The sequence below is a fragment of the Trinickia diaoshuihuensis genome (assembly GCF_003390925.1).
Lineage (GTDB): Bacteria > Pseudomonadota > Gammaproteobacteria > Burkholderiales > Burkholderiaceae > Trinickia > Trinickia diaoshuihuensis.
Map to the genome: position 1 here is coordinate 20,142 of NZ_QUBS01000067.1, position 20,133 is coordinate 40,274.

The following is a 20,133-nucleotide window of genomic DNA, read 5'->3' on the forward strand; positions in this document are numbered from 1 at the left end:
GGCAATTCGCCCTCAATACTGAGGTTTCCTTAACGCGGACCGTCGTCGCGGCTTACGAATTTCGATGTACGAGTAGCAGCGCGCTTCTAGTCGTGGCATAGTGCGTCCCATTCGAATGAATGGAGAAACTCATGGCTACGTTGGAATCGATCGAAATGAAGATCAAGCGCCTGCAAGAACAGGCTGAAGCAATTCGGACGAAACAAGCTGTCGCCAGCCTCGAACGGATCGTCGAGTTGATGCGGAAAAGCGGAGTGACCGTTTCCGATATCGAGACGTATCTTAGCGGCAAGAAGCGCGGCGGGCGTGCCGCGAGCAACGGTTCTATCAGCCATGCCCCGGCTGCGGTGAAATACCGGGATCCTAAATCGGGGGCGACTTGGTCGGGGCGTGGGCGAGCGCCGGCTTGGATCGCGCAGGTCAAGAATCGGAATAAGTTCCTCGTCGACGGCCACGCATCCGGCGCATTGAACGGGGTCGCCGGGGAAACGAAAAGGCAAGGCGATTACGTTCGCGGTCCGCAACCGGCGAAATACCGGCATCCGGAGACGGGTGTCACCTGGTCGGGACGCGGGCGCGCGCCGGCGTGGTTGGCGGACGCAAAAGACCGCTCCAAATTTCTAATCGAAGGTCAGGCGTAAGCGGCGCGAATAGACGCGAATAAAAGCGAAGTGCGTTCGATGCCGTGCATGCGGCACGGACAACGAATAAGGATCGAAACGAGATGCCGAACCCCTCGGGTACCCTGAACGAGCGAGTTGACTGCTTGCTTCGTGAGGCCTTTCTCTCGTGCGGCTTACCAGTCGAAGGTGCTCGCGCAGTTCGTGCCACGCGCCCCGAGCTGGGTGATATGCAGTGCAATGGCGCGATGGCGCTCGGGAAGTCGTTGAGGCGCAACCCACGCGATCTTGCCGCGGCCGTCGCGGCCAAGCTGCAAGAGAGCGCGGCCTTCGATTCCGTCGAGGTGGCGGGCGTAGGCTTCATCAATTTGCGGCTATCGGCTGCGCTGTTAGCCGATTACGCGCGATATCAACTCGATTCGGAGCGGGTAGGAATCGAGCGCGTAGCCACGCAAGTCGTGATGCTCGATTTCGGCGGGCCCAACGTGGCAAAGCCGTTGCATGTCGGTCATCTTCGCTCGCTCGTGATCGGAGAGAGTGTGCGGCGCATTCTCGCCTGCCAAGGCCATCGGACGATTTCCGACGTTCATCTTGGCGATTGGGGCTTGCAAATGGGCATGCTGATCGCCGAGATTCGCCGCCTATTTCCCGCTTTGCCATGCTTCGGCGCCTCGCCCAGCCTCGATCAAGCGGCGCTTCCGTTCGATATGCAGGACCTCCAGCAACTCTATCCGCGCGCGGCGGCAGCTTGCCAGGCGGACCCGGAGCGGATGAACGAAGCACGTGAAGCAACGGCCCAACTGCAGGGCGGTCATCCCGGCTATACGATGCTTTGGCAGGCGATTCGCACGATATCCATCGATGCACAAAAGCGCGACTTCGATGCGCTCGACGTGCATTTCGATCTCCTGCTGGGCGAGAGCGACGTCCAATCGTTGATTCCCGGTATGGTGGCCGATCTGCGCGAGCGGGGGATCGCTGTGGAAAGCGAGGGGGCGCTCGTCATCGATGTCGCCGAGGCCGGCGACGCGAGTCCGTTGCCGCCGCTAATCTTAGCGAAATCGGATGGCGCGGCCTTGTATTCGACGACCGACCTGGCCACTATCGTCGCTCGCGCGCGCGAACCGAGCTTAGCGAAGATCGTTTATGTGGTTGACCAGCGGCAAGCGCTGCATTTCGAGCAAGTGTTTAGGGCGGCTCGCCGTGCCGGGTTTGTGGGCAATATCGAACTGATTCACGCCGGTTTCGGTACCGTGAACGGACCCGATGGAAAGCCGTATAAGACACGGCAGGGTGGGGTGGCGCAATTGTCGGATTTGCTGAACGCCGCGATCGACAAGGCTCGCGAGCGGCTCGCCGCGATTCGAGCCGGCACGAAAACGGACGCGGCCGAGATCGATGCCGGTACGGGTCCTGAGACGCTCGCAACGGATGCCGACCTCGATAAGCTCGCACGGCAAGTGGGGATTGGTGCGGTCAAGTTTGCGGACCTCTCGAGCTTTCGGACATTGGGCTACATGTTCAATCCCGACCGCATGGTGTCGTTCGAGGGAAGGACGGGGCCGTACGTCCAGTACGCCTGCGTGCGCATTCAATCCATCCTCACACGTGCACGGGATCAAGGCATATCGATCGGGACGATGCTGCCGGAGCATGCTGCCGAACGTGCGTTATTGCTCGAATGCGCGCGGTTTCCGGAGGTGGTTAAGTCGGCGGCCGCGAATCTCGCGCCGAACGAACTAACGGACTATGTGTTTGGTTTGGCACAAGCGTTTAGCCGCTTTTACAGTGAATGTCCGGTGTTGGCCGCCGATACCGCGGCATTGCAAGGTTCCCGGCTAGCTATGAGCACGCTGTGCCTACGCGTGCTCGCGCAGGGGTTGTATTTGCTCGGCATTTCCGTGCCCGACCGAATGTAAGCGTCGAACGTCCCGCGCGGCGCGGTCAAACCTCGATAACGATTCGCTCGACATACGACAAGCGGCGCCAGCCTTCCACACTTGCGAAGACGCATTCGATTCCGTGAGTGGCCGCCGCTTCCGCGAATTTCGCGGTGCACAGCGCTTTCAGTTCTGCAATGGCCTCATCCGTAAAGTCGTAGGGGCTGACGAACGAGATCGCGACCACTAGGCGTCCTTCGGATTCTTGAAGCTCGTCTTCTCGCTCGCAGATGTCGTAGGCAGGAATCTCGACATCCCGCTGTCCCGGATAAATGGACGGCAAGCCCCGATACTCCGCCTCGATCATCCCGTAGGCGTCGTCGCGCGCGTTCAATACCGCCTCGGGAATATCGCCGTCGAATCCGGCCCTCAGCCCGGCAAGTTGAAACTGCAAAGCGATCCACGCTTCCTCGAGTACAGGGCGGGTGCTCGATACTGCCATGTTCTTATCCTTCGGTCGTTGCGATTGTCGCGGCGAATGCGATTGCCGGGCGGGCGGTTCGAGGCTTCAGCCGTGACTGTCTACCCAGGCGCGGCTCCAATCGAGTCCCACCAACTCGGCTTCGCTCTCGCTTTCGAACGTACCCAGCACGCCCGACGTTTCGATCAGCTTGTTATTTTGCGTGATAGTGCCGCTCGCCGCGTATTCGTGGCCCTGCCGGATGGCGTGTCCCCATATCGAATACCCTTTGTAGCGTTCGGCGTCCATCAGCGCATGACTTCCGTTCGTGTGCCGCGTGAATTGACTCGAAGTATATTGCCTTCCGGAGTCAGTAGCGGTGGAAGGGCCTCGACGCGCGGGGCGGCATTGAGGGAAACGGGTCGCGCGGGATGCTGCCGCTTCGCCTGTTTGAGCGCACTGACGGTAACGCGCGACGTTTTTGATTTCGTTGCACGTTTTGCGGACAATCGGTGAGCTGTTGCCGGCCGGTGCGCCGTATGCTGGTTGACGTGCGTTGCATGTCGCGCCTCGGGCGGATTCCATACTTCGCGATAGTGTTCGCCGGCGTGGGCGGTGCCGGCCCAGGTGCAAATCAGTAGCATCACGGTCGAAACGCGCAACATCTCATCTCCTGCCTTCAAGGCGAACTCAGTCAGCTTCCTGTATCGGTTATGAATACCGATACCGGCGCCATCGCAACCCGTGCGACAACCAGGGCGCTTGCGGCGAACGGGATGCATATTACTGTATATCTATACAGGTGTCATCCGGTTCGTTCGTCGGCGCGAGTACCATGCCGAGACCGGCCACCGGCGGCACGTGCGTTGCAAAAAGGCCCGCTGATGCGAACAATGGATATCGTGGATTTGCCGCCGACAAGTGCAATGGCTTCGACTCCCTCCCCAGATTCTCCTGTCCTCGCGCGGTACCGAAAGAAGCGAGACTTTCAGGTGACGCCGGAACCGGCGCCATCCGCCGCAAGCCGGTCTGCCGGCGATCAGCCGCTTTCGTTCGTCGTGCAAAAACATTGGGCCAGCCGGCTCCATTACGACTTCCGGCTCGAACTCGACGGCGTGCTGCTTTCGTGGGCCGTTCCGAGGGGCCCGTGCTACGACCCGAAAGAAAAACGAATGGCGATTCACGTGGAGGACCATCCGGTTGAATATGCCGCCTTCGAAGGGACGATTCCGCCGAAGCAATACGGGGCCGGGACCGTCCTGGTTTGGGACCGTGGAGATTGGGAGCCGGTGGGCGATCCTCGTGCCGGCATGAAAGCGGGCAAGCTTGTCTTCCGGCTCCACGGCGAGAAGCTCGCGGGCCTTTGGGAATTGGTCAAGATATCGAAGCCGGACGAGCCGCAGGAACAGTGGATGATGTTTAAAAAGCGCGACGAATGGGCTCGTCCGATCGCCGAATACGATGTCATCAAGGCGCTTCCCGATAGCGTCGTGACGCACCCCCTGGGGCGTATCGAAGCGCGCGAACCGAAACACTCGTTGCGGCAAGACGAACAGGTGGAAATCGATTTGTCCGCCGCGGTGCAGGCTCCCTTGCCGGCCAAGCTGGAGCCGCAACTCGCTACGCTCGCGGCGACGCTGCCAACGAGCGGCGATTGGATAACCGAGGCCAAGCTCGACGGATACCGTATCCTCTGCCGCCTCGAGAAAGGCCACGTACGGTTGCTCACGAGACGGGGCCATGATTGGACGACGAAGTTCGCGGGTCTTGCCGCGGATCTGGCCAGGCTACCGCTCTCGACTGCGTGGCTCGATGGCGAGATCGCGGTGCTCAGAGACGGCATTCCGAATTTCGCCGCGCTGCAAGATGCGATAGACGGCAGTAGCGATCGGGACATCGTCTACTTCGTGTTCGATCTGATGTACCTCGACGGAAGAGATTTAAGGCGCGTTCCGTTATGGGCGAGGCGAGCGCTGCTCGCGAATCTCCTAGGCGGCGCCGGCGAACGAATTAGATTCAGCCAGGATTTCGACGCACCGCCCGCGCAGGTATTTGAAGCGGCGTCGGGGCTAGGTCTCGAAGGTCTCTTATTGAAGCAGCGCGATGCGCCGTATGAATCCGGACGCACACACACGTGGCTGAAGGCGAAAGCCCGTTTCCGACAGGAGTTGGTGATATGCGGCTTTACTCCGCGCGGCGGTAAGGCCGGGGAAATCGGCAGTCTGCTCCTTGGTTACTACGCCGGCAACCGGCTTCGCGCGGCGGGTAACGTTGGAACGGGATGGGACGCTCGAACCGGGCGTGATCTTTGGAAGCGCCTGATCCCGCTCGAAGTGGATGCGCCGCCGTTCGAGGTAGTTGTCGATAAATCGAGCCGGTGGGCTAGGCGTACTGCCGGCAGCGAACGCTGGGTCCAACCGAAGCTCGTCGCCGAAATCGAATTCGCCGAATGGTCCGACGATGGGCATGTCCGGCAGGCATCGTTCAAAGGGTTACGCTTGGATAAGCCGGCGAGCAGCGTAGTGCGGGAGGGCGGGAAGACGGAGATGCCGAAGCCGTCGCCTAGCCTGAAGATCACGCACCCGGAGCGGATCGTCGATCCTGCGAGCGGCGTACGCAAGGCCGACCTCGTGCACTACTACGCCAGCGTCGCGCAGTGGATGCTGCCTCATTTGAAAGATCGCCCCGTCTCGCTCGTGCGGGCGCCTTCCGGCATCGAGTCTGAGCTGTTTTTCCAGAAGCACGCGGACCGCACCGGGATGCCCGGGCTCACGGAACATGACCGCGAGCTGTGGCCGAAGCATCCGCCGCTGCTCTCGGTCGATACCGAGGATGCGCTATTGTCGGCCGCGCAAATGAACGTTATCGAATTTCATACATGGAACTCCGTCGTGGGGCGGGTCGATGCGCCCGATCGAGTCGTTTTCGACCTGGACCCGGGCGAGGGCGTCAAGTGGGCGCAGGTGCAAGAGGCTGCGCTTCTCGTGCGAACGCTATTGTCTGAACTAAAACTGGAGGCGTGGCTGAAAACCAGCGGTGGCAAAGGGCTGCATGTCGTTGTGCCGCTCGAACCCAGTCTCGACTATGAAGCGGTCAAGTCGTTCTCGCAGGCGTTCGTTCGGCATCTGGCCAAAGTCATTCCGGAACGATTTTCCGCGACATCGGGCGCATCGAATCGCATCGGAAAAATCTATGTCGACTACCTGCGTAATGGCAAAGGCCAAACCACGGTGGCCGCGTTCTCGGCACGCGCGCGGCCGGGGATGGGTGTGTCGATGCCCGTGTCGTGGGAGCAGTTGTCCGAACTGAAAAGCGGCGCGCAGTGGACTGTAGAAACGGCGCGAGAGTACCTGAGCTTTCGGGCCGGCGATCCATGGGCGGACTACGGTTCGACTCCCCAATCGTTGGCACCGGCGATAAAGCTCCTAAAATGAAGCAAATCGCTGGCGGCCAAGCGGACCCTGCCGCTGCTTGGCACGGGCATTGCAGAATATGCTGACCAGCTATTCGTGAGGAGATGCTCATGCCGGCCCGTTCCATTGCTTCTTTATCGCTTTCTTTCGGCCTCGTCTCCATCCCGGTAAAGCTTTATACGGCGACGGAGAGTTCGTCGGACGTTCGATTTCATCTGCTCGCACCAGACGGGTCGCGCGTGAAGCAGCAATACGTTTCGGAAAAGAGCGGGGCCGTCGTCGAACGCTCGAGCATGAAAAAAGGCTATGAGTTCGAGAAGGATCAGTTCGTCGTTTTCACTAGCGATGAATTGAAGGCTCTGGAGGACGCTGCGAGCCATGTCGTCGAGATCATGGCATTCATCCCGGAGAAGGCGGTCAATCCTGTCTTCTATGACAAGGCGTACTACATTGCGCCCGACAAGCGAGGCGGCAAGCCGTACAGCTTGCTGCAGCAGGCGCTTGCGAAGAGCGGGCGTTGCGCGCTGGCCAAGTGGGCGTCGAAGGGGAAGACCAGAATCGTGCAAATTCGGCCGGAAGAGGATGGCCTCGTCTTTCAGCAACTGCTTTACGCCGACGAAGTGCGTTCGTTGAAGGACCTCAATATCGATGTGGTCGATATATCCGAAACCGAGTTGAAACTCGCGCTTCAAATCATCGAGCAGGGTGCGCAAGACAGCTACGATCCCGCCGCGTACGAAGACGAGGAGAAGAAGCGCATTCTGGCCGCGATAGACGAGAAGATCGAGGGCAAGCAGGTGGTCGTTCAAGAGGCCGTCGAGGCAACAGCCGGCGGCGGGAAGGTGATCGACCTCATGGAAGCCTTACGAGCTAGTCTCAAGGGCGGGGGGCAGGATAAAGCCGCGGGTGCGACGCGACGCAAAAGCGAAGAACCGGAGGCGGAAAAAGAGGCGGCTCCCGCGAGGGCCCGTAAGCCCGCGACTCGGGCAGCCAAAACCGCAACGAAGGAACCGGCGAAGGTGCGGGCACGCAAGTGACATCGAACGTTTCACGCCTGATTTCGATGCGGGAGTTGGAGGCGACGCTTGGGGTGTCGCGCCGCGTCGTGTCCGGCTTGATCGGCGCCGGATTCGTTACGCCGTCGCGTGGTGCGAGGGGCGAATATCGATTTACGTTTCAGGACGTCGTATTACTGCGCACGGCGTTGCAATTGCGCGCCGCTCGCATCCCGCCTCGTAAGATCATACTTGCTTTGTCGCAATTGCGGGCAGCGTTGCCGGACGAATTGCCGCTGACCGGTATTCGCGTATCGGCCGTCGGCAGCGATGTGGTCGTCAAGACGGGGCCGTCGCAATGGGATGCAATTACCGGTCAGTTGCTGTTGGACTTCGAAGTCGCGCAGGTGAAAGGCGATGTGGTTTTCCTAGAGACGGCGCCGGGCGGAAAAGACGCGGCGCATCAAGCCGAGGAGTGGTACGAGCTTGGCGATCAGCTCAGAACCTCCGATGTGAATGGCGCGGAGCAGGCGTACAAGAAGGCGATCGCGCTTTCTCCGAAGCCGCACTATGCTGCTTACGTGGACCTCGGAGCGTTACTGTGCGAAGTCGGATCGCGTTGCGAGGATGCGCTAACGGTTTTCGACGAAGCGCTTTCGCATTTTCCCGAAGATGCGGTGTTGCATTTCAATCGCGCGATCGCTTTGGAGGAGCTTGCGAGGTTCGACGATGCTGAGCGGGCTTATCGGCGGTGCCTGCAGCTCGATCCGAAATATGCGGATGCGCATCATAATCTGGCGATTCTGTTGGAGACGCGCGGGGATCGGCAGGGGCTGCTGCGGCACTTGAGCGCTTATCGGCGGTTGACGACGTGAGGGGCACGTGGTTGTTTGCAGTCGGGGCGCGGGCGATTTTCTGTACATGTTCCTCCGGGTAGGGCAGAGTTGTGCCTCTATCGGTTAGGGTTAGCCACAAAGGAGGACAAATGCGTGCGATCTCGCTTACCGACGCCTGCGCAAATTTCGCGCGCATTATCGACCAAGTCGTTGACGATGCGGACGTGACGCTAGTTACCCGCAGCGACGGACCAAATGCGGTTCTCATGTCTCAGAAGCATTACATCAGCTTGATGGAAACGATCCATCTTCTCCGCTCCCCCGCAAACGTAGCGCATTTGGAGCGCTCGATCGCGCAGGCACGTGCAGGCAAGGTAAAGCCCCGAAAGTTAGCTGACGATACGGAACGAGCGGCGCATTGAACCTCATGTGGACTGTCGAGGCTTGGGACGATTACGTCTATTGGCACGGGCAGGACAAGAAAACATTAGGGCGTATCAAGCAGCTTATCAAGGACGTGCAGCTCTCGCCGTTCGAAGGTATCGGTAAACCGGAGCCGTTGCGACGGACCTACAGTATCGCCGGTATGAGCGTGACGTCTGGAATCATGATGAACTTTAATTGTGCAAAGACGTGTCACGATATCCACGATTTCAACGAAAGGCCACCTTATCTGATTGCTGTCATTTCACGGAAGATGGGGCCATTTGCAGGGCCATCAAGGAGGGCTGGCACGTTTTCCGAATGCACTATGCGCGCGGCTAATTGACGATGCTTCTTACTTGCTCGTGCGATAACATCCCAAGCGCGGGCGCAATGAAGTGAGTGAGCCTCAGCCCGCAGACGAGAGATAACAGGGGCAAGCGTGAAAAAGCCGGCCTCTCGGCCGGTCGAAGTGTTGCTTACAGTTGGGTTGCCGAAACGGCTGAGGATGGCATTGCCTCACAGACGTTCAATTGTTCGAACCGGTAATTCAACCGGCCGCGGTGCGTTCCGGGCGTTACCCTGTCATTTCTACGCCGCAATTTGATTGAAATAGGTAATCACATCATAGGTTTGACCGCCGGCAAGCGCCGACTGTACCTGGTTCTGTGACATACCGATCTGGAGTTGCGCATTATTCACATTGAGCGTCAACACCAGCGAGGCGGCCTGCGTATCGGCCGCTTCCCACTCTTCAGCCGCGCCGTTGAGGTCGGTTAGCACGGCTTGATAGTTGTTGTTGCACTCATCGTTCACTGCGGTCTGGATATCGGTGATCGAAGTGGCTATATCGCTGGAAAGGGCTTGCCACTCGGCTAGAACAGCTTGCAGCGCTGCCTGGATCTGCTCAGACTGGTTGGCAAAGGTTGTATAAGTGGTGGACATGATCGCAAGCACCGCGCATGACGCCGTTAGCTCGTTCATCTGTGACTGGTCTTGACCGATCAGGGCCTTGTCCGCTTTTATCTGCTCAGCATCGAGCGCGATGACGGTCGTGGCGACTGCGACCGCTGGGCCGAGCACGAACCAGGTCAACAAGCCTGCCGGAAAAAAGACAATCGAGGAGACGACGCCGAGTGTCAATATGGCGCCATCGGCGATCGCAAGCCCGATGATCGTCGATGTCCGAGAGTCGATATCATTCTGCAATTGCTCGATGTCCTGCTGTAGCCGCTGAATCTGTCGCTGATCAGCCTGATTGTCGGCAATAGCCAGGTTGGACAGCTGGGTAAGTTGCGCTGCCATGGTCGGCAGTTGGTCCTGGAATCCCTGGAGGGCGGTGATCGCGCCGGATATAAAGCTTTCAACCACCTGCAATTGCTGCGGCAGAGCCGTCAGATCTTGGTTGAGCGCAATCTTAGCGGCCTGATTATTCGGATTGACGATGAGTGCGTTGGTTTGCGTAATCGCATCCTGCAGCAGATTCGTAATCGCCCCGTTATAACCCTGCACCTCCTGCGGCACTTGAAGCAGTCGCGCCATGCAAGTGTTCACCCATTGGAGAGCAATGCCGTCCGCCTGCTCCCATGCACTGACATATTTGTCCCAATCCTTCGGCTGCACCGGCACCACCGGCAGAGTCGAGCTCATCACATTGTTTACATAGGTGTTCACGATACAGACGTTTTGCAGATAGTTCATATTGGCATCAACGAAGCTCGGAAGGCCCTTGGCAATGGCTTGGGCCAGGCTTTGCCTACCTGCGGCCGTCGAACGAACGAGATTGGATACGGTCATGATTATCTTCTCCTTGGAGGGGGCGGTAAAGACACCTGTGGTCGAAAGGCGTATGACCAGCTTCTCTGGTGGATTATGAAGCTTTCCATCATTGGCTGAGAAAATCCGTTTTAAATGAATCGTTTTATCAATTATTAAATTGTGTTGCGTTGCGGGGCGGATTTATTGAATCGCGTTGCGCTAATATTTGAGTTGTTCATGTCACAGGAAAAACAAATGCGTACTGGTCGGTCTATGTTTCTATGCGATGCAGGTATTGCGTACGTAAGAACGGCGAGCGGAGTCCATCCCTGCTTTACGATCGGTGGCTCATTCAGCCTGTGCGTCGACTCGACAGTAATGATGTCGCCGGGTTTGGCGTTGAAACGCATGGCCATGACGAATCCTCTCTATATGTTTATTTCGTAAATACGTCTGATCGAAAATTCTAGTGTCGGCTGCTCTCTGCGTGGCTTGTTTATTTGATTCCTGGTTTTCTCCTTCCTTGTGGTTTTGGTCTCTATAAATCTGGCAAAACTTGCCTCGCGCATTTCATAGGACTGTCGTGGGTATTGCGAGCATTCTGGTCTGCTACAATACGATAAGCAATACCACGAACGAGGTAGTAGCGTCGGTATCTTTGTAACTGCACTCACGCCGAAGTTCGGCTTCTCCCGCTTACCCGCTGTCAGAGAGGAATTCGCAACTCGACAGTTGTGCCTCTGTCATAGCTGCGGATGTGGAGTGTGCCTTTCAAATTTTCTGCTCGCACACGCATGCCGTTCAGCCCGCGTCCGCCGGTTCCCGTTCGCGATGGATCGAATCCGCAGCCGTCGTCACGAACCGTGATGCATAGCTGCACCCCTTCCGGATGCGCAGCGAAGTGAATAAAACGCGCCTTCGCATGCTTCAGCACGTTATTGATGCATTCCTGCACGATCCGCAGCACGCTCAATGCCGATTGCGGCGTTAATCCAGTCATTCGCGGGAACGGCGTGGCGACATCCCAGGTTAATTGAATCCCGAGCGCTTTCAGGCGGGGTTCGATGCGAAAGCGAAGATTGGCGAGTAGCGGCAAGAGATTGCCGTCGAATAGATCCAACGAGTCGATGATAGCGCGTAAGTCCTGAAGCGACTCTTCAATCGACCCGATCAATTCTTGCTGTGCAGCCTCGCCCCGGCGAGCGAGATGGAGCGCCGCCGTGAGATGAGCGCCCATACCGTCGTGCATCTCCTGAAGGATGCGGCCGCGCTCTGCGTTGATGGCGCCTTGTTGAGCTACGGCTGCCTGTTGCCGGTCGAGGATGAATTGACCGGCCCAGTAGAAAATCAGCACTATCCCGAACGGCGCGGAACCCGAAGGGCTGGAGCGGAAGTGGTCCCAGGGAAAGACCTCCATCAACAGTAGGTACGACTGCGCGAGGCTGAGTAGCCAAATCGCTCCCGTGATCGCCAGCGCGGCCAGCACGACCGAGCGCTCGCGCCACGCTCTTTCGAGGATCAAATAAACAGCAACGAATCGCAGAAGAAGATGAGGCCAGGTGAGCATCCAGATGCGATCGGTAACCACCCCCGTGGCGCCGTATCCTGCCACTGCGACGACTGTCAGAAAGGTGACGATATGCCAGACCCGCAGGAACCTTTTACCGCGCTCCCCGGCCATCCGACATGCGATTACGACCACGGCCCAATGCAGCACGATGTTTCCCGCGACGCGTAGCACTAGAAGGACTTCACGCCCGATAGGAAGCTGCATACTCAGGTACAGCACCGCGTTGACGAACGCGGCAAGGGCAGCTAGCTGGAACAAATGCAATCTACGTTGGTGATGCAGGTGGGCCGCGAAAAAACAAGCCGCGGCTGCCATAACGACGAGGAGCACGTTCGGAATCGTGACTTGCAGCGTATATCGCAATCGCCATCGGGGTTCCAATTCAGCCACGGCTCCCAACACCGGGGCTGAAATACCGCTGCGAACACGGCTGCTACCTTCCAATCGGATATCGAGCACATTCTCGCCCGGATGAAAGAGCCCGGATGGAAGCACGAGATAGAGCGGAACGTCGCTCATCGACGACCCCATTTTGCCGTCGGCCGCATCGAAAACCGCCTCGGGATTGAGCAACGATCCGTTGAGCCAAAGCCTTCCGACGAGCGAGACGTGCGGCACATACAGGGCGAGCGGTTCGGTCGGTACGTTCTTTAGGGTGAACGCAATCCGATACCACGCGTAGCCGCTCAGCTGAGGATGATTGATCCGCCAGCTATCAGGTAGTGCGATCGGTTGCCAGCCGGCATGGGGAGGGACCGCGCTATCCGTGGCGACAAACTGTGCGTCGCGCAGCGTGACAGCAGGCCAAGCTTCGCCGGATGCACTGCTGCCAACACCGATTGCGATCCAGGCTAGCAAAAGGAAGACGGCGACGCGCCTCAAGCTATGAAGCCCTTCTGACGCGCTTCGTTCACCGCCTGGATCCGGCTGCTGACCGACAGCTTCCCGTAGATATTCTTGATATGTGTCTTTACCGTGTGAGGTGAAAGACAAAGGTTGGCGGACGTTTCGGCGACCGAGAACCCGGAAGAAATGCTCGTCAAGATATCGATTTCCCGTGCGGTGAGACTAGCTTGCACCTCGGCTCCCCAGGTCTCCCTGCGTGCGGGTTGCTTCCGCGGTTCGAACCGCTTAAGCAAATAGCGCGCGATGCGCGGCGAGAGCGGCGCATCGCCGTTCTTGACGAGCAGAATCGAATCGGCGAAATCCTCGAGTGTCGTATCCTTCAACAGGTACCCGCGCGCACCGGCCTCCAGCGCGCGCACGACATGGGCTTCATCCCCGAACACTGTGCTAACCAGTACGGCGGTATCCGGCGACCGTTCGCGCAGCAAGCCGATGAGCTCGGTACCATCGCCATCCGGCAACCCGAGGTCGACGATCGCAACGTCCGGCCGTATCCTTTGCAACTGGCGCCGAGCCTCGGCGAGGGTGCCCGCGCGTCCGATAAGCTTTAGGGCCGAATGCGCATCGATCATCCGCTCGAACTCCGATCGCATGACCTCGTCGTCTTCGATGAGAAATACGCTAGTTTCTGTCGTCATATCGTGGAGGCACTATTCTGTGCTGACGCAAAACAGGCATGGTCCCCGATGCGGATTATCTCGGCCGCACTCAGTCTCTATAAGGCTAGCATGTCAATGCGATGCTATCGACGGGAGATATTGTAGGATGTTTCGGCGTCGAGGAATACAAACGCACCGGCGTTTGCGATTCACTCCACCGTAACCGACTTGGCCAAATTCCTAGGCTTATCGATATCGGTCCCCCGAGCCAGCGCCGCATGAAACGCGAGCAACTGCATCGGAATGGTATGCAAGATCGGCGATAGCGGTCCGTAGTACTCATTGAGCCGAATCACATTCAACCCCGGTCCCGAAGACAACCCGCAATCCACATCGGCAAACACAAACAACCGCCCGTTACGCGCGCTGACCTCATGCATATTCGACCGCAGCTTTTCAAGCAGCCGGTCGTTCGGCGCGACGGCCACAACGGGCATCTCCTCGCTGACCAGCGCGAGCGGCCCATGCTTGAGTTCACCGGCTGGATAAGCCTCGGCATGGATATACGAAATCTCCTTCATCTTCAGCGCGCCCTCGAGCGCGATCGGATAATGCATGCCGCGGCCGAGAAACAAGATGTTTTCCTTGCGCGTCAACGTCTCCGACCAAGCCATGATTTGCGGTTCCAGCGCCAACACCTTGCCCATGGCGTCGGGCAAATGCCGCAAAGCATGCAAATGCTGCCGCTCTTCTTCATCGGTCAATCGTCCCCGTAGCTGCGCCAACGTCAACGTCAATAGGAAGAGGGCCACCAGTTGCGTCGTAAAGGCTTTGGTAGACGCCACGCCGATCTCGATGCCGGCGCGCGTGATGAAGTTCAACGCGCATTCGCGCACGAGTGCGCTCGTCGGCACGTTGCAAATGGCAAGGGTGTTGGCCATGCCGGCCCGTTTGGCGACATGCACCGCACCCAATACATCCGCCGTTTCTCCGCTTTGCGAGACCGCCACGACGAGCGTCTTCGGATTCGGCACGCTGTCGCGGTAGCGAAACTCACTCGCAATCTCGACCGCCGTGGGCAGCCCGGCTAAACTCTCGAGCCAATACTTGGCCGTCAGCGCCGCGTGATAGCTGCCGCCGCATGCGAGTAGCAAGACGGAGTCGATGCCGTTGAATACACGATAGGCGTTATCGCCGAAGAGCTCGGGCATGATGGCGTTGACGTCGAGCAACGTGTCGGCAACCGCCCGAGGCTGTTCGAAGATTTCCTTCTGCATGTAATAGCGATATCCGCCTAGGTCCGCCGCGCCACTATGGGCGGCGACTGTGTGCATGGGCCGCTCGACGCGACGGTTTTCGCGGTCCACCACCCAATGGCGATGCAATTGAATATCGACGACATCGCCATTTTCCAGATAGACGATCCGATCCGTCTCGTTCGAAATCGCGATAGCGTCCGAGGCCAGAAAGTTTTCTCCCTGTCCCAGCCCGACGACGAGCGGCATCCCTTCCCGCGCCCCGACGATTCGGTGCGGCTCGTCGCGACACATGACGGCGATCGCGTAGCTGCCTTGCAGCCGAGCGACCGCGCGCTTGACGGCCTCGAATAAGTCTCCGTCGTAGAGATGGTCGATCAAATGGACGATGGTCTCGCTATCGGTCTGGCTCGCGAATATATAGCCATGCCGTTCCAGTTCGGCACGCAACGTATCGCAATTCTCGATGATGCCGTTATGCGAGAGGGCGATACGAGCGTCGTCATCGCTCGGGGAAAAGTGCGGATGCGCATTCGTCGTGACAGGGGCGCCATGCGTGGCCCAGCGCGTATGCGCGATCCCCGTGAAACCCGACAATCGCAGCGATTCGACATCGGCTTGCAACGCGGCGACGCGCGCGACACTGCGTGCGCGCACGAGCTTGCGGTCTTGATACGCGACGACTCCGCAAGAGTCATAGCCTCGATATTCAAGCCGCTTCAATCCGTCGATCAAAGCAGGCAAGACGTTACGCTGGGCAACCCCGCCGACGATTCCACACATTCGCTCTCTCCGTTGGTTCGACCCGCAAGCAGGTCAGTGGGGCGATCGTAGCGGCGGCGAGGTGAAATGTTATTTCAAAGTTTGATCCGATATGAAATAATCCAATCCATAGATGATGTTTTGAAATTAAATTTCATTGGCGACGCTAGAGCCAACCGAGATATCGATCCATGGAAGGACTGCCACTAGACGAACTCGATCTGCGAATCCTGGCGATTCTGCAGGCAGATTCCTCGCTCTCGAACATTGATCTCGCTGAAAGAGCGCTCGCATCGGCGCCGACGTGCCTGCGCCGCGTCCGAAAATTGAAGGAGGCGGGGCTGATCGAGCGCGAGGTGGCGATGCTCGATCTTTCGAAGATTGCATCGATGGTGACGGCCGTTATCGAAGTCAGTCTCGATCGTCAGGCCACCGAAGACTACGACGCCTTCGAATCATACATATGCTCCGAACCCGCGGTGACACAGTGCTATCGCGTCTCGCCCGGGCCCGATTTCGTTGTGATCGTCGAGTTGCCCGATATGCCTTCGTACGATGAATTCGCCCGCAGGCTATTTACGCAATCGTCGAACGTTCGCAATGTCCGCACGTTCTTCTCGATGCGCCGGGCCAAATTCGAAGCCGGCGCCCCTATTGCCACGGTCGTCGGCATGCGATCGCGATAGGCCGCATGGAACTGCGCAATCTTTGATATAGGTGCTGCTTCGCAACACACGGTTTAGTCAGACTAGGGAGTGCGATACGATATCGCGGAAAGTCAGCCTGCTGTCGCGCGCGGGACTGGCTAGTCCCATGCCCATACAAAGAATACGAACTCACTTGAATCATGCCCAGCACGGTTGCGCTTCTTAGTATCGCGCTCATGTCCTGCGTGATGAGCGCCGCGGTGCTCGGCTCGCTGCTGCGCGCCGACGTATGTGGAGTGGCGCGTTGGTGTGCGGCTTGCGGAATTATTTCCGTCGGTATGGTGTTGATCCTCGCCGGTACGCATGTGCCGCGCTGGCTCGGCGTTGCGGTTGCGCATGGATTGTTTTTGGTCGCGAGCTTGGCCATCCTCCAAGGGGCGCGCGAGTTTTTCGGCAGACGCAAAGCAACGTTCTCCGAATATGCGGTTGTGATCGGCGTCTATGCGGTGTTGCTCTACTTCATCTATGTCAAACCCAATCTCGATGCGCGCGTCGCGGTAAGTTCGGGTTACTTTGCGTATGTGCGCGGTGCGGTCGGGTGGACCGTGCTTCGGTACCGGCCCCGGCAGCGGCCTCAATACTGTTATTACTTTCTGGCGATCGCCGCATTCGTCGGCACGGCGCTTCATATCGCGCGTTCGGCGGCATACGGCCTCGGGCTGAATCATCAGACCGCATTCCTCGATCCGTCTCCGCTCAATATTGCGTTCTTGGGGCTCGGCATTCTGAGCTTTCCGTTTATGTCGATTGGGATGGTCATGCTTGCGCATGACCGGCTAGCCGAGCGAATGGAACGGCTGGCGACCGTCGATGAGCTCACGGGAGCGCTCGTGCGGCGTGCGTTCATGGAGCGCGCGGCGGCGACCGTTGCCGCCGCGCAGGCGAGCGGAGCCTCGGTGGCGCTCGCCATTCTCGACCTCGACAATTTCAAGGCGGTCAACGATCAGTACGGTCATGCGGCCGGCGATTTCGCACTCCAGCACTTCGCGTCCACGATGCTGCAAACGCTTCGCCCGGGTGACCTGTTCGGCCGTTTGGGCGGTGAGGAATTCGCGGTGCTGTTTCCGGCGACCGACGAAGCACAAGCGCTGCAGCTCACGAACGGTTTGCGCATGGCGATTGCGGCGCATCCTTGCGGTCAGACGCCGTACACATTTAGCGCGGGCGTCGACGAATTCGGTCCGGGCGAGAAGCTTGCTCGCGTATTGGCACGTGCCGACGCCGCGCTATACACCGCAAAGGCCTTGGGACGCGATTGCGTCGTTATGGCTTCGTCGCACGGGGAGTCCGACGAAAAGCTGGCGCAACCCGGCTGACGAGCATATTCGCGCTTATGGTATGACCATCGTGCTCGATTATGATCGACTCCATGAGATCACACGTTCTGTTTCCGGGAGGACGCCTTGCCCACGCGGTTGTTCAGATCGGCCCGTAACGATCGCAATCGTTTCGTCGCACTGTATGTATTACTCGTACTCGGCTTGCTGATCGCAGCCGGGGCATTCCTCTACGAAGCTCGGGTGATCATCAGAAACGGGGCGTTCGAGGACCGCACTTTCACGGTCCTGCGCACGACGAACCGGGTGCTCGACGACCTGCAAGACGCCGAGACGGGGCAGCGCGGATATTTGCTCACGGGCTCGGCCGCTTACCTGCAACCCTACGAGCGCGGCACGCGCGACATCGCGGAGGCAATGCGCGAGTTGCATAGCGTTATCGACGGCGATGCCGCATCGATCCCTATCGTGAGGCGAATCGATGTGCTTCAGCGGCAAAAACTCGATGAGCTGGCTCGGACCCTTGACCTTTCCCGTGGCGGGGACTGGAGGGAGGCGATCGCACTCGTGCAGACCGACGAGGGCAAGCGTGCGATGGACGTATTTCGCATCGAACTCAACCGGCTGAGAGGGCTTTGGGAAACGCGCCGGCAAGCGGCGGCGCGAGACGCGCGCGAACGCGTGATCTTCGGCGCCGGTGCGCTCGCGCTCTTGGCGGTGTTCGTCGGCGGCTTGCTCGCCTATGCACTCGTCGTGCAGCGCCGCGCGTTCGCCAATATCAGTGCGTATTCCGAAGCAATGGACCGACAAGCGGCGTGCGATCCATTGACGGGATTGCCGAACCGGAGGCGGTTGCTCGCCGCGGTGGATGCACTGGCTGCGGGGCCGGCGTCCGGGCCATCCAAAGTAGCGCTGCTTTATTTGGATGTCGATGGGTTCAAGAGCATCAACGATGCACTTGGCCATAGTGCGGGCGATGCGTTTTTGCGCCGGGTCGCTAAATGGCTATCGGCCGTGATGCGGCGCGAGGATCTGCTGGCGCGCGTGGGTGGCGACGAATTCGTTGCGCTGGTGACGGATTACGGCGACGACGATCTACGAGGCCTTGCTCGTCGTTTGATCGAACAAGTACGCGCGGTTGCACAAGTCGAATATGCGGGGCGGTTCCAGATCGGATTAAGCATCGGCATCGCGACGTATCCGGACCGCGTGGCGCAGATACGGGATTTAATCGACGTCGCCGATGCGGCGATGTATGCCGCGAAACGCGATCGGTCGTTATTTCGGTTTGGACCGGTTACGGCGAACGATCACGCTTTTGGCGTCAGAGCTTCGCATTGAATGTATCGCCGCGGGCGCGCCGGTCTCTATGTTTTTGTTTGCAGCAGTTGCATCATCGAACGCGCATTGCGCTGCCCTTGGTCCTCGAAACAGTTGTTGAAAATAACGTGCGTGGTCGTCACTTGCTTGGCGAGCGTTCGGATCGGCACGCTCAACTCGACTAATTCTTCTTCGCTGTAGTCGTAGTTGAAGCGGCCCGATGCCAATGCGCCGGGTGCATTCCATGTGTCGGCGTTACGGCCGTGCAGTCGGACGATGGCCAGATCGTCATTGGTCGATTCCCAGACCGTTTGTACTCGCGTAGTCACGTCGGGGGGCGCATCGACGACCACGTGTGTTATGCGGTGCTCACGTTCGAAACCGAGCGTCCACGATTTATGTTTGCCGTCGAGCCAGGACGGGTTGCGAAATTCGATCGCCATTCTATGGCCGGCCGTGCGCGCGACGCACTCTTCGAGATGGGCCCGGCCTTGCGGCGAACTCGTCAGCCAAGGCGGAAATTGGAATAGCACGGCGCCTAACTTACCCGCTCGATCGAGCGGTATCAGTGCGTCGAAAAAGCGGCGCCAAACTTCGTCGAGTATGTCCGGTGGGACGTCGCGGTAATAGAGGTTTCTTTTTGCCGTCTCTTGGAAGTGAAGCGCAATGTCCGGGGGCAATGCCTCGCGTCCGGTCTGATGGCCGGTCAATAGACGGAAGGCTTTCACGTTGAAGACGAATCCCTCGGGCGTGCGGTCTGCCCAGAGTTGGGAATTCGTGACCGAGGGCAGGGCGTAGTAGCTCGAATCGACTTCGACGAGCGAAAAAATCGATGCGTAGTAGGCAAGCCGCGCTTGCGCGGTCGAACAGCCGCGCGGATAGAAGCGTTTGCAGGAGATAAGCGATTTGTCCGCCCATCCGGCGGTCCCGCAAAGAATTGTCGTCATGGCCGGTGGCCGGCGTTTCGTCGGCGGCGTGATTCGATGGTCGATCATCGAATCACCGCGGCGCCGCGGCGGGAAGCGGGGGATACCCTAAACTGTTCGCCGGCGTAGAGCGCGGAAATGCGTAGGGCCCTACCCAGGGAAGAGGCAGGGCCCGTCTACTGCAACTTCGAGGTGAGGTGAATCTACTGCTAGGGGTGCTTCTACTACAGGGGTGCTGCAACTGCTAGGTGCTGCTATTCCGAGGTGAGGTGCTGCTGGTGCTGCGGGTACTGCCATTACCATACTGCAACTACGGTGCTGCCCATCAGGTACTCGTGACTGCTAGGTGCTTCGAACTGCAAGGTGCTTCGAACTGCTAGGTGCTTCGAACTGCTAGGTGCTTCGAACTGCTAGGTGCTTCGAAC

The 20,133-nt window shown here is 58.8% G+C and carries 17 protein-coding genes and 1 pseudogene; 10 read left to right on the plus strand and 8 right to left on the minus strand.

What is annotated here, in order from left to right:
• Nucleotides 1–131: 131 nt before the first annotated feature.
• Nucleotides 132–641 (plus strand): H-NS family nucleoid-associated regulatory protein, encoded by a 510-nt coding sequence (locus DXT59_RS13440; protein ID WP_116137406.1) that lies wholly within the window; start codon nucleotides 132–134, stop codon nucleotides 639–641.
• Nucleotides 642–724: 83 nt separating this feature from the next.
• The gene (gene argS, locus DXT59_RS13445) at nucleotides 725–2,539 is read left to right on the plus strand and encodes an arginine--tRNA ligase (protein ID WP_116137388.1); all 1,815 of its coding nucleotides are present in this window, start codon (nucleotides 725–727) and stop codon (nucleotides 2,537–2,539) included.
• A 25-nt stretch (nucleotides 2,540–2,564) separates the two neighbouring features.
• On the opposite strand, the gene DXT59_RS13450 is transcribed toward argS, so the two are convergent.
• The 3 genes from DXT59_RS13450 to DXT59_RS13460 all read right to left on the minus strand — a co-directional run bounded on the left by DXT59_RS13450 (nucleotide 2,565) and on the right by DXT59_RS13460 (nucleotide 3,625).
• Nucleotides 2,565–3,002, minus strand: coding sequence for a hypothetical protein (locus DXT59_RS13450; protein ID WP_116137389.1), 438 nt, complete (start codon nucleotides 3,000–3,002; stop codon nucleotides 2,565–2,567).
• 66 nt (nucleotides 3,003–3,068) lie between these two features.
• On the minus strand, nucleotides 3,069–3,269 hold the full coding sequence (locus DXT59_RS13455) for a hypothetical protein (protein WP_116137390.1): 201 nt from the start codon (nucleotides 3,267–3,269) through the stop codon (nucleotides 3,069–3,071).
• Nucleotides 3,269–3,625, minus strand: a complete 357-nt coding sequence (locus tag DXT59_RS13460; RefSeq protein ID WP_116137391.1) for a hypothetical protein — start codon at nucleotides 3,623–3,625, stop codon at nucleotides 3,269–3,271. The genes DXT59_RS13455 and DXT59_RS13460 overlap by 1 nt, the downstream gene beginning before the upstream one ends.
• A 261-nt stretch (nucleotides 3,626–3,886) precedes the next feature.
• Here DXT59_RS13460 and ligD point away from each other — a divergent pair, with 261 nt between their 5' ends.
• The 5 genes and pseudogenes from ligD to DXT59_RS31170 all read left to right on the plus strand — a co-directional run.
• Nucleotides 3,887–6,394, plus strand: coding sequence for a DNA ligase D (gene ligD / locus DXT59_RS13465; RefSeq protein WP_116137407.1), 2,508 nt, complete (start codon nucleotides 3,887–3,889; stop codon nucleotides 6,392–6,394).
• Between the two features lie 89 nt (nucleotides 6,395–6,483).
• A complete protein-coding gene (ku, locus tag DXT59_RS13470; protein WP_116137408.1) occupies nucleotides 6,484–7,410 on the plus strand; it encodes a non-homologous end joining protein Ku in 927 nt (308 codons plus the stop codon).
• Nucleotides 7,411–7,436: 26 nt separating this feature from the next.
• Nucleotides 7,437–8,243, plus strand: coding sequence for a tetratricopeptide repeat protein (locus DXT59_RS13475; protein WP_116137392.1), 807 nt, complete (start codon nucleotides 7,437–7,439; stop codon nucleotides 8,241–8,243).
• Between the two features lie 110 nt (nucleotides 8,244–8,353).
• Nucleotides 8,354–8,626 carry a type II toxin-antitoxin system Phd/YefM family antitoxin gene (locus tag DXT59_RS13480; RefSeq protein ID WP_116137393.1) on the plus strand — a complete coding sequence of 91 codons (273 nt, stop codon included), beginning with the start codon at nucleotides 8,354–8,356 and terminating at the stop codon, nucleotides 8,624–8,626.
• A gap of 5 nt (nucleotides 8,627–8,631) precedes the next feature.
• Nucleotides 8,632–8,781, plus strand: a pseudogene (locus DXT59_RS31170) (Txe/YoeB family addiction module toxin); the annotation flags it as partial.
• 437 nt (nucleotides 8,782–9,218) lie between these two features.
• Here the strand turns inward: DXT59_RS31170 and DXT59_RS13490 are convergent.
• The 4 genes from DXT59_RS13490 to glmS form a co-directional block, all read right to left on the minus strand.
• Nucleotides 9,219–10,424, minus strand: a complete 1,206-nt coding sequence (locus DXT59_RS13490; RefSeq protein ID WP_205417425.1) for a hypothetical protein — start codon at nucleotides 10,422–10,424, stop codon at nucleotides 9,219–9,221.
• Nucleotides 10,425–11,091: 667 nt separating this feature from the next.
• A complete protein-coding gene (locus tag DXT59_RS13495) occupies nucleotides 11,092–12,837 on the minus strand; it encodes a sensor histidine kinase (RefSeq protein WP_116137396.1) in 1,746 nt (581 codons plus the stop codon).
• A complete protein-coding gene (locus DXT59_RS13500) occupies nucleotides 12,834–13,499 on the minus strand; it encodes a response regulator (RefSeq protein ID WP_116137397.1) in 666 nt (221 codons plus the stop codon). Before DXT59_RS13500 ends, DXT59_RS13495 begins: the two co-directional genes overlap by 4 nt.
• A gap of 170 nt (nucleotides 13,500–13,669) precedes the next feature.
• On the minus strand, nucleotides 13,670–15,499 hold the full coding sequence (glmS, locus tag DXT59_RS13505) for a glutamine--fructose-6-phosphate transaminase (isomerizing) (protein WP_116137398.1): 1,830 nt from the start codon (nucleotides 15,497–15,499) through the stop codon (nucleotides 13,670–13,672).
• A 170-nt stretch (nucleotides 15,500–15,669) separates the two neighbouring features.
• Here glmS and DXT59_RS13510 point away from each other — a divergent pair, with 170 nt between their 5' ends.
• From DXT59_RS13510 to DXT59_RS13520, 3 genes are all read left to right on the plus strand, one after another.
• Nucleotides 15,670–16,164, plus strand: coding sequence for an Lrp/AsnC family transcriptional regulator (locus tag DXT59_RS13510; protein WP_116137399.1), 495 nt, complete (start codon nucleotides 15,670–15,672; stop codon nucleotides 16,162–16,164).
• Between the two features lie 161 nt (nucleotides 16,165–16,325).
• Nucleotides 16,326–17,501: a GGDEF domain-containing protein gene (locus tag DXT59_RS13515; RefSeq protein ID WP_116137400.1), complete on the plus strand. Its 1,176-nt coding sequence runs from the start codon at nucleotides 16,326–16,328 to the stop codon at nucleotides 17,499–17,501.
• A gap of 87 nt (nucleotides 17,502–17,588) precedes the next feature.
• The gene (locus DXT59_RS13520) at nucleotides 17,589–18,803 is read left to right on the plus strand and encodes a GGDEF domain-containing protein (RefSeq protein WP_116137401.1); all 1,215 of its coding nucleotides are present in this window, start codon (nucleotides 17,589–17,591) and stop codon (nucleotides 18,801–18,803) included.
• A gap of 26 nt (nucleotides 18,804–18,829) precedes the next feature.
• Here DXT59_RS13520 and DXT59_RS13525 read toward each other — a convergent pair whose 3' ends face one another.
• On the minus strand, nucleotides 18,830–19,729 hold the full coding sequence (locus DXT59_RS13525) for a DUF72 domain-containing protein (RefSeq protein WP_116137402.1): 900 nt from the start codon (nucleotides 19,727–19,729) through the stop codon (nucleotides 18,830–18,832).
• Nucleotides 19,730–20,133: the final 404 nt, after the last annotated feature.